This window comes from Rhodoferax sp. PAMC 29310 (genome assembly GCF_017948265.1).
Classification (GTDB): domain Bacteria; phylum Pseudomonadota; class Gammaproteobacteria; order Burkholderiales; family Burkholderiaceae_C; genus Rhodoferax.
In genome coordinates this window covers 1434802-1448989 of the sequence record NZ_CP072852.1, presented here as the reverse complement: position 1 = coordinate 1448989, position 14188 = coordinate 1434802, and the positions used below count along the sequence as shown (strand labels likewise).

General features: G+C 58.7%; 12 protein-coding genes. 5 read left to right on the top strand and 7 right to left on the bottom strand.

Going from position 1 to position 14188, the window contains the following annotated elements:
- The first annotated feature begins 23 nt into the window (after window positions 1-23).
- Window positions 24-1514 carry a tripartite tricarboxylate transporter permease gene (locus J8G15_RS06605; RefSeq protein ID WP_210546718.1) on the top strand — a complete coding sequence of 497 codons (1491 nt, stop codon included), beginning with the start codon at window positions 24-26 and terminating at the stop codon, window positions 1512-1514.
- A 77-nt stretch (window positions 1515-1591) separates the two neighbouring features.
- On the opposite strand, the gene betA is transcribed toward J8G15_RS06605, so the two are convergent.
- The 5 genes from betA to J8G15_RS06580 all read right to left on the bottom strand — a co-directional run bounded on the left by betA (window position 1592) and on the right by J8G15_RS06580 (window position 7890).
- A complete protein-coding gene (betA, locus tag J8G15_RS06600; protein ID WP_210546717.1) occupies window positions 1592-3262 on the bottom strand; it encodes a choline dehydrogenase in 1671 nt (556 codons plus the stop codon).
- A gap of 29 nt (window positions 3263-3291) precedes the next feature.
- Entirely contained in the window at window positions 3292-4764 is a 1473-nt protein-coding gene (gene betB / locus J8G15_RS06595) for a betaine-aldehyde dehydrogenase (protein WP_210546716.1), read from the bottom strand.
- A 64-nt stretch (window positions 4765-4828) separates the two neighbouring features.
- Window positions 4829-6007: a choline ABC transporter ATP-binding protein gene (gene choV, locus J8G15_RS06590; RefSeq protein WP_210546715.1), complete on the bottom strand. Its 1179-nt coding sequence runs from the start codon at window positions 6005-6007 to the stop codon at window positions 4829-4831.
- Window positions 6004-6846 carry a choline ABC transporter permease subunit gene (gene choW / locus J8G15_RS06585; protein ID WP_210546714.1) on the bottom strand — a complete coding sequence of 281 codons (843 nt, stop codon included), beginning with the start codon at window positions 6844-6846 and terminating at the stop codon, window positions 6004-6006. The genes choV and choW overlap by 4 nt, the downstream gene beginning before the upstream one ends.
- A gap of 105 nt (window positions 6847-6951) precedes the next feature.
- Window positions 6952-7890 (bottom strand): choline ABC transporter substrate-binding protein, encoded by a 939-nt coding sequence (locus tag J8G15_RS06580; RefSeq protein ID WP_240538464.1) that lies wholly within the window; start codon window positions 7888-7890, stop codon window positions 6952-6954.
- A 521-nt stretch (window positions 7891-8411) separates the two neighbouring features.
- On the opposite strand from J8G15_RS06580, the gene glgP reads away from it, so the two are divergent.
- Entirely contained in the window at window positions 8412-10547 is a 2136-nt protein-coding gene (gene glgP, locus J8G15_RS06575; RefSeq protein WP_210546713.1) for an alpha-glucan family phosphorylase, read from the top strand.
- A gap of 17 nt (window positions 10548-10564) precedes the next feature.
- Here glgP and J8G15_RS06570 read toward each other — a convergent pair whose 3' ends face one another.
- Window positions 10565-10864, bottom strand: coding sequence for a flagellar basal body rod protein (locus J8G15_RS06570; RefSeq protein WP_210546712.1), 300 nt, complete (start codon window positions 10862-10864; stop codon window positions 10565-10567).
- Window positions 10865-10967: 103 nt separating this feature from the next.
- Window positions 10968-12074 (bottom strand): ferrochelatase, encoded by a 1107-nt coding sequence (hemH, locus tag J8G15_RS06565; protein ID WP_210546711.1) that lies wholly within the window; start codon window positions 12072-12074, stop codon window positions 10968-10970.
- Between the two features lie 19 nt (window positions 12075-12093).
- Between hemH and J8G15_RS06560 the strand changes: the two genes are divergently transcribed.
- The 3 genes from J8G15_RS06560 to J8G15_RS06550 all read left to right on the top strand — a co-directional run bounded on the left by J8G15_RS06560 (window position 12094) and on the right by J8G15_RS06550 (window position 14175).
- Window positions 12094-12807 (top strand): HAD family hydrolase, encoded by a 714-nt coding sequence (locus J8G15_RS06560; protein ID WP_210546710.1) that lies wholly within the window; start codon window positions 12094-12096, stop codon window positions 12805-12807.
- A 36-nt stretch (window positions 12808-12843) separates the two neighbouring features.
- Window positions 12844-13647: a polyphosphate kinase 2 gene (gene ppk2 / locus J8G15_RS06555; protein ID WP_210546709.1), complete on the top strand. Its 804-nt coding sequence runs from the start codon at window positions 12844-12846 to the stop codon at window positions 13645-13647.
- A 117-nt stretch (window positions 13648-13764) separates the two neighbouring features.
- On the top strand, window positions 13765-14175 hold the full coding sequence (locus J8G15_RS06550) for a YidB family protein (protein WP_210546708.1): 411 nt from the start codon (window positions 13765-13767) through the stop codon (window positions 14173-14175).
- Window positions 14176-14188 lie beyond the last annotated feature (13 nt).

Genomic DNA, 14188 nt, shown 5'->3' with positions numbered 1-14188 from the left:
CGCCAGACTCTTAAAGAATCGATATGGACATCCTGAATCAACTGATGGCCGGGTTTGCCACTGCCGGCACGCCCATCAACCTGCTCTGGGCCTTGGCGGGCTGTGCCTTGGGCACAGGCATTGGCGTTTTGCCTGGTTTGGGGCCCGCCGTCACCATCGCCATGCTTCTGCCCATCACCGGGCAAGTCGAGCCCACTGCGTCGATGATTTTCTTTGCCGGCATTTATTACGGCGCCATGTATGGGGGGTCGACCACCTCCATTTTGCTCAACACGCCGGGGGAGACCGGCACGATGGTCACCGCGCTGGAGGGTTTCAAAATGGCCAAAAACGGGCGCGCAGGTGCTGCTCTGGCTACCTCAGCGATAGGCTCCTTCGTGGCGGGTACCTTTGCCACGGTACTGGTGACTTTGTTTGCGCCGATCTTGGCTGAATATGCGATCAGGCTGGGGCCGCCCGAGTACTTTTGTCTGATGCTGCTGGCCTTCACCACCGTCAGCGCGGTTCTGGGTCAAAGCACAGTGCGTGGCTTGACGGCTTTGTTTTTCGGATTGGCGCTGGGTCTCATCGGAATTGATCAAATTTCCGGCCAGGTGCGCTACACCGGTGGTGTGCTGGAATTCATGGATGGCATGGAGGTGGTGTTGATTGCAGTTGGCCTGTTCGCCACGTCTGAGGTTCTGTACAACGCCATGTTTGAGGGCCGCAACCCGGTCACGATCAACAAGCTCAACAAGGTGCACATGACACGCACCGAGTGGCGCCGGTCGTGGCCCGCCTGGCTGCGTGGCACTGCCATTGGCTTTCCGTTTGGCACCATTCCCGCAGGTGGCTCGGAGATACCTACATTCCTGAGTTACGCGACTGAGCGAAAGCTGGCCAGTCCAGAGCATCGCAAGGAGTTTGGCACCACAGGCGCCATTGAAGGCGTGGCCGGACCTGAGGCGGCCAACAACGCCGCCGTAACCGCCACGCTGGTTCCTTTGCTCACACTGGGCATTCCCACCTCCGTGACTGCTGCCATTTTGCTGTCAGCGCTGCAAAATTACGGCATTCAGGCGGGCCCCCAGTTGTTTCAAACCTCTTCCGCATTGGTGTGGGCCTTGATTGCCTCGCTCTACATCGGCAACGTGATGTTGTTGGTATTGAACCTGCCCATGGTGGGCCTGTGGGTCAAACTACTCAAAATCCCGCGTGCCCAGTTGTACGCTGGCATTTTGATTTTTGCAACGGTCGGTGTCTACGGCATGCGCCAGAGCGCGTTTGACCTCTACCTGATGTTTGCCCTGGGATTGCTGGGGGTCGCCATGCGCCGATTTGACTTTCCCACCGCTCCCGTGATTGTTGGCCTCATCTTGGGCCCTATGGCGGAGGCGCAGATGCGCAACGCCATGGCCATTGGCGAAGGCAACTGGATGGTGTTTGTGGAGCGCCCGATGTCCGCCACCTTGCTTGCGGTGGTGGTGCTCGTGTTGGTGACACCACGGCTGTTGGCGTGGCACCGTCGCTCCTGACGAGTTCTTGAAGGGGCGCCCGGGAGCCTCAAGACAAGCAAGGCCTGACGCCGGTGGCGACGTGCAGGCTTTGTTGGTTAGCGCCGCGCCGGCGCGCCGTTGGCTTGGAAGTAAGGCGCCTGGCTTCGCGCCAAGGGCTTGCGGCCACGAATCAGGTCAGCGATTTTTTCCGCCATCATGATGGTCGGGGCGTTCAAATTGCCGGTGACGATCTCCGGCATGATGGACGCATCCACCACCCGCAGGCCTTGCAGCCCGTGCACCCGGCCCTGGCTGTCCACGACCGCCATGTTGCCCACACCCATGGCATTGGTGCCGCAGGGGTGGAAGGCCGTCTCGGCGTGCTGGCGCACGAAAGCATCCAGCTCCGCATCGGTTTGCGCCAGATCACCGGGGGTGATTTCACGGCCCGCATATGGCGCCAATGCAGGTTGGCGCATGATTTTTCGGGTGATGCGAATGCCGGCCCGGAACTCCGCCCAGTCCTGCTCGGTGGACATGTAGTTGAACAAAATGCTGGGGTGCTGGCGCGGGTCTTTGGAGCACGCGTTCACCCGGCCCCGGCTGGGCGAGCGCATGGAGCCCATGTGCGCCTGAAAGCCGTGCACCTTGATCGGGTTGCTTCCGTTGTAGTTGATAGCGACCGGCAGAAAGTGGTATTGAATGTTGGGCCAATCAAACTGGTCCGAGCTGCGGATGAAGCCGCCAGCCTCAAACTGATTGCTGGCACCGGTGCCGCTGTTTAAAAATAGCCATTCCGCACCAATCGCGGGTTGGTTCCAGAGCTTGAGTGCACCCACCAACGACACCGGTTGCAGGCATTCGTATTGCTGGTACACCTCCAGGTGGTCCTGCAGGTTGGCGCCCACGCCAGGTAACTCGTGCACCAAGGCAATGTCCAATTCGCGCAGCAGCGCACCCGGGCCGACGCCCGAGCGTTGCAGAATCTGCGGGGAGGCAATGGCGCCTGAGCACAACAACACTTCCCGTATTGCATTGGCTGTTTGGGGCTGGTCTTGATGCAGATAGGCCACGCCCACAGCGCGCTTGCCCGAAAACAGAATGCGGTCGGTCAATGCGTGGGTGACGATGGTCAGGTTCGGGCGTTGTTTGGCCTGGTCCAGGTAGCCACGCGCCGTGCTGGAGCGGCGACCTTTCGGGGTCGTGGTCCGGTCCATCGGTCCAAAGCCTTCTTGCTGAAAGCCATTCAAGTCGTCCGTGCGCGGGTAGCCGGCTTGCACGCCCGCCTCGACCATGGCGTGAAACAAGACGTTGTTACCCTTTTTGGGGGTGGTCACGCTCAAGGGGCCGCTGTCGCCGTGGTAGTCGTTGGCGCCAATGTCACGGGTTTCGGCTTTCCTGAAGTAGGGCAGGCAGTCTAGGTAGGACCAGTTTTCCAAGCCGTCGCGCTTTGCCCAGCCGTCATAGTCCATGGCGTTGCCACGGATGTAGCACATGCCATTGATGAGCGATGAGCCGCCCAGGCCTTTTCCGCGCCCGCATTCCATCCGCCGGTTGCCCATGTGGGGCTCGGGTTCGGTCTCGTAGGCCCAGTTGTAACGCTTACCCTGCAGCGGGAAAGCCAGCGCTGCTGGCATTTGGGTGCGAAAGTCCAGCCGGTAGTCAGGGCCACCGGCTTCCAGCAGCAGCACACTCACTTCCGCGTCTTCAGTCAGCCGAGTGGCCAGCACATTGCCGGCGGAGCCCGCACCAATGATGATGTAGTCGTAGTCTTTTTTTGTCGTCATAGGTATTTTTTCTCCAGTCGAACAGGGGCTCAAAACACCGACGTGTAGGCGCCCATCTCCACTTGGATGGATTTGTTGCGGGTGTAGTGCTTGAGGGTGTCCAGTCCGTTTTCACGGCCCACGCCGGATTGTTTGTAGCCGCCCACTGGCATCTCGGCGGCCGATTCACCCCAGGTGTTGATCCAGCAAATGCCGGCTTGCAACTGGTGTATGACGCGGTGAGCGCGGTTCAGGTCAGCCGTCATCAATCCGGCAGCCAAGCCGTAGTGGGTGTCGTTGGCACGGCGAATAACCTCGTCTTCGTCGGTGAACGACAAGATGCTCATGACCGGGCCAAAGATTTCTTCGCGCACGATGCTCATGTCATCGCGGCAGTTGGTGAAAACGGTCGGTTGCACATACGTGCCTTGGGCCAAAGCGCCGCTGGTCTCGCGGGCGCCACCAATCAGCAGGTTGGCGCCTTCGGCTTTGCCAGATTCAATGAAGCACAGCACGTTGCCCATGTGCGCTTCGCTAACGAGCGGGCCGAAATTGGTCTCCATGTCCTGCGGGTCGCCCAGGCGGATGCGGCGCACACGTTGCAGCACCTTGGCCTCGAAGGCGGCTTGGATCGACTGGTGAACAAATACCCGAGTGCCGTTGGTGCAGACTTGGCCCGAGCTGTAAAAATTGGCCATCATGGCCACGTCGGCAGCGCGGTCCAAATCAGCGTCGGCAAACACGATCAGGGGTGATTTGCCACCCAGCTCCATCGTCACGTCTTTGAGGGTGGAGCTTGATGCACTGGCCATGACCTTTTTACCCGTCACGGTGCCGCCGGTAAAGGAGATTTTTTCAATACTAGCGTGCTCGGTGAGCCAGGCGCCCACAGTGGCGCCGGGTCCGTTGAGCACATTGAAAACACCATTCGGAAGACCCGCTTCGGTGTAAATCTCGGCCAGCTTCAAGGTCGTGAGTGGGGTGACTTCGCTGGGCTTGAAGATCATGGCGTTGCCGGCTGCCAGCGCGGGGGCTGACTTCCACAAAGCGATTTGAATGGGGTAGTTCCAGGCGCCAATACCGGCGACCACGCCCAATGGCTCGCGCCGCGTGTACACAAACGAGGTGTCACGCAGCGGCACTTGCATGCCTTCAATGCTCGGGGCCAATCCAGCGTAGTACTCCAGGACATCGGCACCGGTCACGATGTCCACAAAACGCGTTTCGGACACAGGCTTCCCGGTGTCCATGGTTTCCAGGTCGGCCAGTTCATCGTTGCGCTCGCGCAGCAAGTCCACAGCCCGGCGCAGCACTCGGGAGCGCTGCATGGCAGTAAAACCAGCCCACACGCGCTGTCCGGCCTGTGCGCTGGCCACGGCGCGGTCCACGTCCTGCTTGGAGGCGATCTGCACCTGCGCCAGCACTTCGCCGTTGGCGGGGTTGACGGTGGTGAACACCTCACCGCTGGTGGCGTCCACACGGGCGCCGTCAATATAAAGTTGTTGAATCGGAAATGTCGGCATCTCAGGCCTCCTTGGTATGTATTGCAAAGGTCGGTCAGCGAATGCCAACCGGCCCGTGGGGCCATTAGCCCATGGCTTTGCCCAGCAGGGCGTGGTACAGCTCGCGGTCGCCCAGAATGCCAAGCACTTGGCTGCCCTGGCTCAACACCAGTTTCTGACCCGTTTGGTAGCGTATATGCAGCGCATCGCGCATGCCAATGTCGGCGCTGACCATCGTGGGGCGCTGCTCCAAGGCCTCGATGGAGTCGCCAGTCGTCCAGCTTTGCAAGGGCAGGGCGTCTGTCCCGCGTCGGGAACTCGCCAATTGTTGGTCGGCATTCATGGTCAGCCAAATGTCTCCCACGTTATCCAGGCAGGTCTCGCCGTTGGCCGTTTCGCAGCTTGCAATCGGACGCATCAGGCTGATGCCCCGAAGCACGTTCAGCGGGTTGGTGTGCGCCACAAAGGAGCGTATGTAGTCGTCTGCCGGGTTGAGTACAATGTCTTCCGGCTTGCTGTGCTGAACAATGATGCCACCTTTCATGATGGCGATGTTGTTGCCGATCTTCAGGGCCTCGTCCAAGTCGTGACTGACGAACACAATCGTCTTGTTCAGCTTGCGTTGTAGCTCCAGCAACTCGTCTTGCAGACCTTGGCGAATCAACGGATCCAAAGCGGAGAAAGGTTCGTCCATCAGCAAGATGTCGGCGTCCATGGCCAGCGCCCTAGCCAGGCCCACGCGCTGCTGCATGCCGCCAGACAAAGCGTCTGGGCGCTTATCGCGCCATTGCGTCAGGCTGACCAACTCTAGCTTTTCATCGACCAACCTCTTGCGCTCGGCACTGGGGCGGCCCTGCATCTCCAGACCCAGGCTCACGTTTTCCGCCACGGTTAACCAGGGCATGAGCGCAAACTTCTGGAACACCATGGCGATGCGCTGGGTGCGCATGGCCTTCATCGTGGCGGCCGAGCAATTGGCAATGTCGACCTCAGCCCCTTCATGCTCAATCAGCAAACGGCCCCGGCTCACGGTGTTCAAGCCGTTGATGCAACGCAACAGACTGGATTTGCCCGAGCCCGATAAGCCCATCAGCACGCAAATCTCGCCCCGCTCCACGGATAGGTTTGCTTTTTGCACACCCACGATCTGGCCGGTTTTCTTGAAAATCTCGTCCCGGTTCAAACCCTGGTCCAGCAGGTCCAGCGCGGCTTGGGGAGATTTGGAGAACACCACATCGACGTTTTCAATACGAATCAAACTCATGCTGCAGCCCCCCCCCTGGTCGTGCGTTGTTTGCACACGCGGTCCAAAATGATGGCCAGCAGCACAATGGCAAGGCCGGCTTCAAAGCCTACCGCAATGTCAGCGGTATTCAGGGCGCGCACGACGGGCTTGCCCAGGCCGTCAGCACCGACCAAGGCCGCTACCACCACCATGGAGAGCGACAACATGATGCATTGGGTAATTCCCGCTGAAATGCTGGGCATGGCGTAGGGGAGCTCAATGCGGGTCAACAACTGGCGGCGTGAGCAGCCAAAGGCTTTGCCGGCATCCATCAACTCTGCTGGCACATCATGAATGCCCAGATAGGTGAGTCGAATCGGGGCGGCCACGGCAAACACCACGGTGGAGATCAGTCCCGGTACCACGCCCAAGCCAAATAAGGTCAGGGTAGGGATAAGGTACACAAAGGTAGGCACCGTCTGCATCAAGTCCAGCACGGGTTGAAGAAACGTGAAGAATGTTGGCTTGTGCGCGGCGTAAATGCCCAATGGCACGCCAATCATCACGCATACCAGCGTGGCAAACAATACTTGCGCCAGCGTTTCCATGGTTTCCTGCCAGTAACCCAGGTTCAGGATCAGCAAGAAGGACAGCACGACGAAGACCGTAAGACCCCATTTGCGTTGAATGAAGTGGGCCAGCACGCCAAACAGGCTAATGAGTGCCAGTGGGTTGAACCAGAGCAGGCCGTTGGTGACGCCGTGAATGGTCATTTCCAGCGTGTCGGCAAAAGCGTCAAAGTAGTCGGCGCCGTGCAGCGTCAGCCAATCGACGAAATCCGCCGTGACTTCGCCCAGGGGGAGTTTGTAGTTATTCATATTTTTCTGATGAGTCGCCCGGGTAGCGTTGCGCGGTTGGGCGGGGGCGCACTGCGCCAGAGAGGTGCTTCAGGGCGCCGCGCGAGGCGCCCTGAAGTGGTGGCCTTATTTGGCCAGGGATGCTTTGACAGCGTCCAGGCCGGGTTGGCCATCAAAAGTAGTCACGCCAGCCAGCCAAGTGTCCAGCGCTTTGGGGTTGCCCTTCAGCCACGCCTTGGCGGCAACATCAGGCTTCTGGTTGTTGTTCAATACTGCGTCCATGAGCTTGTTCTCGGTGTCCAAGTCGAAGACCAGATTGGTCAACAGCTTGCCCACGTTGGCGCATTCCTGCACATAACCTTTGCGAACATTCGTGTAGATGGTGGCGCCGCCTAAATTGGGGCCAAAGACATCATCACCGCCGTTGAGGTACTTCATTTTGAAGCGGCTGTTCATAGGATGCGGCTCCCAGCCCAGGAACACGACCCACTTGCCACGGCGCTCGGCGCGCTGCACTTGGGACAACATGCCCGCTTCGCTGGACTCAACCAGTGTGAATTTGCCCAAGTTGAATTTATTGTCGTCAATCATTCCCTGGATCAAGCGGTTGCCGTCGTTGCCGGGTTCAATGCCGTAGATCTTGCCATTGAGCTTCTTGGAGAACTTGGCGATGTCGGCAAATGACTTCAGTCCTGCCTTATAAGCGGCGGCCGACACGGCCAGTGTGTACTTGGCCCCTTCAAGGTTGGCACGCACGGTTTCGACACTGCCGTTGTCACGGTAAGGCTTGATGTCGGCTTCCATGGTGGGCATCCAGTTGCCTAAAAAGACGTCGATGTCCTTGTTCTCCATCGACTTGTAGGTCACCGGGACGGAGATCAAGTTGGTCTTGGTCTCGTAGCCCAAGGATTCCAGAATGGTGCTGGTGACGGCGGTGGTCACCGTGATGTCGGTCCAGCCGACATCGGCAAAGCGAACCGCTTTACAAGAAGCGGGTTCGGCGGCTTGGGCAATCAATGGCAGGCTCAACGTGGCGGCCAAAAGCAGGGGGGTGGAAATCTTCAAAATTTGCTCCTTGTTATCTGATCGTGGTCTCTGCCACTGGCGGGCGCAGAGAACGATCTGAGGGGCACTGCCGCTGAAGGCAAGTTGCCCGTGGGATTCGACACCGGGGTCGAATCGAAGAGTGATGATGTGTTGGGAGTTAACGAGCTTGATGCCGTGTCCTGATTTGCAGAGAAACTCGCAAATCTCACCAGGAAAGCCTGCGAGTGTAACATAATATTTGTCACAATGTATTTGTAGAATTGGCGAAGCCGCTTATCCCTGCTCAATTTTGAGCTATGAAATTGATAGCTGAAGGTGGTTTGACTTAGAAGAATGACGCGATAGTGGGGATTGATGGGTTTGAAAAACGCACCAAAATCGTGCCACCGATCAGCTGTTTGAGGCACCGGTTTGAATGCGGTTGACCTCCCTCAAGTCTGCGCATTTTTTGCTTCCCCATAATGAATCTGTCGCTGTCTTTTGACGGGTGAGGCGCAACTTGCTTACGCTTTTCGAATGTTCATTACGGGGGATAGACCATGTTTGCAGGGGATCACGATATTGCGTTGGCCGTGGCCGAGTTGGCTGATGCCTTGCCCGAGCCCTTGCGCCCTCTGGCACAGGTGGCATATGACTACCGGTGGTCGTGGTCACGCGATGGGGCGGCCATGTTCGAGATCATTGACCCTGAGTGCTGGAAGCGTACCGCGCACAATCCCCGACGCTTGCTGTCTGAGGTGCCCCGTGCCACGCTGGAGAGGGCCGTTGCTAGGCCAGGATTTCTGGCGTGGGTGGACAGTATTGCCGCAGAGTTGGCCGCGGACCGGGCGCGGCCTTGCCTAGATGGGCCCGTCAGCGCACAACACCCGGTGGCGTTTTGCTGCTCGGAGTTTGGCGTGCATGGCTCGCTACCTATTTATTCGGGTGGCTTGGGGGTTCTGGCCGGCGATATTCTCAAAGAGGCCTCTGACCTGGCGCTGCCCATGGTCGGCATAGGCTTGATGTACCGCACAGGCTATTTCCATCAACGCATTGATGTCACTGGCGCCCAGCATGAATATTGGCTGGACATCGATCCCGAGCGTTTGCCTTGTGCCAAGGTCACGGGCGGTGATGGTCTTCCCCTGTCGATCTACACTCCAATCAACAACGAGGGCGTCAAGGCCCACATCTGGCGGGTCGACGTGGGCCGGGTGCCCCTGTATTTGCTGGACACGGACTTACCCGAAAACAGCCCGGTGGGGCGCTGGGTAACGTCTCGGCTGTATGAAAGCAACCGCTCGATCCGGTTGGCGCAATATGCGGTCTTGGGCATGGGGGGCGTGCGAGCCTTGCGTGCCTTGGGAATTGAGCCCTCGGTCTACCATTTCAATGAAGGGCATCCGGCGCTAGGTGTTTTTGAGCTGCTGGCCCAGGCGAAACATCAGACGGGTTGTGGGCTGGCGGATGCCTGGGCGAAGGTACGTGAGCAAGTGGTGTTCACGACCCATACCCCGGTACCGGCGGGCAACGAAACCTATCAGCGCAGCGAGGCCTTGACCATGCTGGGACGCATTGCCGACCTGGCCGGCGACCGGAGCGACTTTCTGGCCATGGGATGTCTCGATCCGGCCTCACCGGATCAAGGTTTCAGCATGTCCGCGCTGGCGCTGCGGGCCAGTCGGCACGCGAATGGCGTCAGCCAACGGCACGGGGAGGTGGCCCGTGCCATGTGGCAACCCTTGTTTCCCAATCTACAGGTGAAAGACGTGCCCATCTCCCACGTGACCAACGGCGTGCATTTGCCGACCTGGTTGCATGGGCCGATGCGTCATCTGTTGGACCGTCACTTGGGCGCTGACTGGCTGAGCCGCGCTGACCAGGCACAGACTTGGTGGCCTGTGCGCGATATTCCTGCCTCCGAATTGTGGGGGGCTCGCTGTGCCGCTAGAACCCAACTGGTTGACATGATTTCTCGCCGGGGTACGGGCGACCGATTGCGTCGCGGCGAGGCGCTGGATTACGCGGAGGCCGTAACGACCGGCTTCAGTGCCGATCGACTGACCATCGGGTTTGCCCGTCGATTGGCCGTTTACAAGCGCCTGCATCTGGTGGCCTTGATGCCTGAGCGTGCCCTGGCACTCATTGGTGGAGATCGCCCGGTACAGTTTGTGTTTGCGGGCAAGGCGCATCCCGATGACATGGCTGCCAAAGATGTGGTTCGCCAGGTCTTTGCCCTGAAACGGGCACCGGGTGTGGCTGGCCGTGCTGCATTTTTGGAGGACTACGACATTCCCCTGGCAGGGCATTTGGTGGCCGGTTGTGATGTCTGGATCAATGTGCCCCGCCCACCCAATGAAGCAAGCGGCACCAGCGGCATGAAGTCATGCCTGGGTGGTGGTCTGCAGTTGTCTGTGCTGGATGGATGGTGGGCCGAGGCCTATGACGGCAGCAACGGCTGGGCCATCAATGGAGATATTGACCACGACATTCATGCGCAGGATCAGCATGACGCCCAAGCCATGTTTGATTTGATGGAGCAGGTGATCGTGCCCATGTTTCACCAGCGTGACGAAAGTGGTGTGCCCCAGCAGTGGGTGAACATGATGCGCCGCAGTTTGATGACCAATGGGCCACGTTTCTCCGCTACGCGCATGGTGCGCAACTATGTGGAGCAGGTTTACCGGCGGTCTTGAACAGGTGTGGGTTCGTGTTAGGCCTTGACGTCGAGCAGAGCGCCCTGCATTTTGTTGGCCGTCTTGAACACCGACAGATTGGCCAGAAATTCATTTTTGGCTTGGAGTTGGGCGACCACATCCGCCTCTAAAGCATTGCCGGATTTTTCTGCCCGCGACAGCGTGGTGCTCACGCCGCCGGCGCTTTCGGCGGTCTGCTCTACTTGCTGGCGTTTAAAGTCGTCCGTCTGCAAGTTGGCAATGTTGTGCGCGGACGTGTGAAAGCGGGTCTGGGCGGCGGCCATGCCGGAGACTGAAATGGAGCTGATCGAATTCATGGGGCACTATCCTTTGCAAGAAATAGGGCTTTGGCCCAATTACAGTATGCGGTAGTAGCTACAAATTAAATAGCAAACACACGCCGAGCGAATCCGTAGACCGTTATTGTTTCGCTCCCAGCGACAAGGCTGCGACTCGGGACGCGGCCAAGGCCGCCGCGTCAGGCGCCTCCAGTGTGGGCCAACCGGAAAGATGTTGCAAGGAAATCTCGCACAAGGCGGTGATCCAGACCGCATCGTCGTTCAGGCAGGGAATGTAGTTCAGCTCTTTGCCACCCGCCTTCAGGAAAGCTTCTTTGCCCTCCATGGCAATTTCCTCCAGCGTCTCCAGACAGTCGCTGGTAAAGCCAGGACAAATCACATCCACTCGTTTGGTGCCAGCTTTTGCCATGGCTTTCAGTGTAGGTTCGGTATAGGGCTCCAGCCACTTGGCGCGGCCCAGACGACTTTGAAAGGTGACCCTGTACTGTTGCTTGACCAATCCGAGTTGATCAGCCAGTAGGCGGGCGGTCTTCATGCACTCGCAGTGGTAGGGGTCGCCCAGATGCAGCGTGCGCTCGGGCACGCCATGAAAACTCATCACCAACTGGTCGGCCTGGCCGTGGGCTTTCCAGTAGCGCCGAACGCTGACCTCCAGGGCGGCAATGTAGCGCGGGTCATCGTGGTAGCGATTCACAAAGCGCAGCTCCGGAATGTTGCGCGTTCGCCTCGCCCAAGCGTACACCGAGTCGAATACGCTGGCGGTGGTGGTGGCCGAGTATTGGGGGTAGGCAGAAAGAATCAGGACACGAGTCGCCCCTTCAGCCTTGAGTGCGTCGAGCTGGGAGGCAATGGATGTGCTGCCGTAGCGCATGGCGTAGCGAACCATCACATGGTGACCCCGTTGACCCAGCCAGCCTTGCAATAGTTTGGCTTGTTTCTCTGTCCAAAGCTTCAGCGGTGAGCCCTCTGGCGTCCAGATGCTGGCGTACTTTTCGCCTGACTTTTTGGGGCGTGTGCGCAAAATGATGCCGTGCAGAATCATCAGCCAAAGCAGTCGCGGAATTTCGACCACCCGGGGATCACTCAGGAATTCCGCCAGGAAGCGGCGCACATCGGGTGCTGACGGGCTGTCAGGCGTGCCCAGGTTGCAGAACAGCACCGCTGTTTTTGGGGTTTGTCCATGGTTGAAGGAGGGTTCTTTGGCGAAAGGCGACTTGAATAGGGGCATACGCTATTCTCCCGCACCTATGCTGACTATTTCCAAAATCAAGGCAATAACCCTTGACCTTGACGACACGCTCTGGCCCATCTGGCCGGCCATTGACCGGGCAGAAGTTGCCTTGGCGACTTGGTTGGCCGAGCATGCGCCGGGCGCCGCCCCCACCTTTGCCGATCCAGCGGCCCGGGTGGCCGTACGCCAACATGTGGTTGCCATGCAACCCGAGATTGGGCATGACATGAGTGCCGTGCGCCGGGAAATCATTCGCCATGTGTTGCTCCGCAGCAAGGAAGACGTGGGCTTGGTGGAGCCCGCATTTGAAGTGTTTTTTGCCGCGCGGATGCGGGTCGATTTGTACGACGATGCGCTGCCAGCCTTGGCTTTCCTGTCCGATCGATGGCCGGTGGTGGCCGTGTCCAACGGCAATGCCGATGTGGGCCGAGTAGGCTTGGGCGAGTATTTCAAGGGAAGTTTTAGTGCGTCGTCATTTGGTGTGGGCAAGCCCGACCCCCGCATCTTTCACGCGGCTGCCGCCAGTGTTCAAGTTAACCCGGACGAGGTGCTGCATATCGGGGACGACGCTGCATTGGACGTGCTGGGGGGATTAAATGCTGGCATGCAAACCGTTTGGCTGAATCGCGACACACAAGCATGGTCTCACGCGGCCCAGCCCCACGTCACGGTCAACACCCTGCACGACTTGTGTGACTTGCTTCGAGCCGCATCCAACCCAGGCCCGTGACTGGCCGAAAAACGACTCCTCCGATAGGATGCAATCATGAAAAAATCGAAAAACGGCAAAAGCGAGCGAATGAAGAAAAGTGACTACTACGAGCAGCTTGAGCCGCTGGAGTTGGCGCTGAACGAACTGGCGCGCTGGTTAAAGGTCACCGGCAAGCGGCTCATGGTGGTGGTGGAGGGGCGCGACACCGCTGGCAAGGGTGGGTTGATCTCCGCTATTTCCGACACCTTGAATCCCCGCCAATGCCATACCGTAGCGCTGGCCAAACCCAGTGACCGGGAAATGATGCAATGGTACTTCCAGCGCTATGTGGCGCACCTGCCGGCGGCAGGCGAGATCGCCTTGTTCGACCGCAGCTGGTACAACCGGGCTGGCGTGGAGCGGGTCATGGGGTTTTGTACCGAGGCGCAAACTCAGGCCTTTCTGCAGCAAGCGCCCGTGTTCGAGAAAATGCTGGTCGACGACGGCATTCTGCTGTTTAAGTACTGGTTGACGGTGGATCAGGAAAAGCAGGAAGAACGTTTTGCCGAGCGACTGGCCGACCCGCTTAAGCGCTGGAAGCTCAGCCCCATCGATTTGGACGCGCGGGCCAAGTATGCTGAATATGGCAAGGCACGCGATGTGATGCTGAAAGCGACCCATTCCAAGCATGCGCCCTGGACTCTGGTGGATTTCAATGATCAGCGCCTGGGCCGGTTGACGCTGATTCGCCATTTGTTGGCCCATGTGTCGGATCGCAAAGTGCCTGAGGCGGAAATCAGTTTCCCTCCTTTGGGTCATGAACCGTTGACGGAGCAATTTGGCACCGCTTTGAAGCCTATCAAGCCTGCCAGCACCTGAATCATTTTTATCTGTGCTGACGTTATCGGTGTCCATCGTTAAGTAGTTCACGATAAATCCCATCCATTTTTACCAGCTGAACCTATGATGACCGATTGGTCCTTTTAGGAGTAAGTCATGGGTTTGTTTGATTCTGTGGTGGGTGCTGTGACTGGGCAAGTTCAACAGCAAGGCGGCATGACCAACGTGTTGGGACGCTTGTTGGCCGACAACGGCGAGATGGGGGGCTTGGGCGGTCTGGCGGAGAAGTTCAAGCAAGGCGGCATGGGCGAGCAGATCAACTCATGGATCGGAAATGGCGAAAACCTGCCCATTTCGGCCGAGCAGATTTCTCAAATTCTGGGCAGTGATACGGTGCGCAACATTGCCAGCCAGCTTGGCATCGACCCGGATCAAGCGGCGCAGCAGCTGTCTGCCATGTTGCCCGGCTTGATTGACAAACTCACGCCCAATGGCCAAGCGCCAGCGGGTGGCCTGGGAAATCCGGGTGATTTGAGTCGGATGCTGGGCGGAATTTTGGGGCGTTGAACCCCGTCGGCGC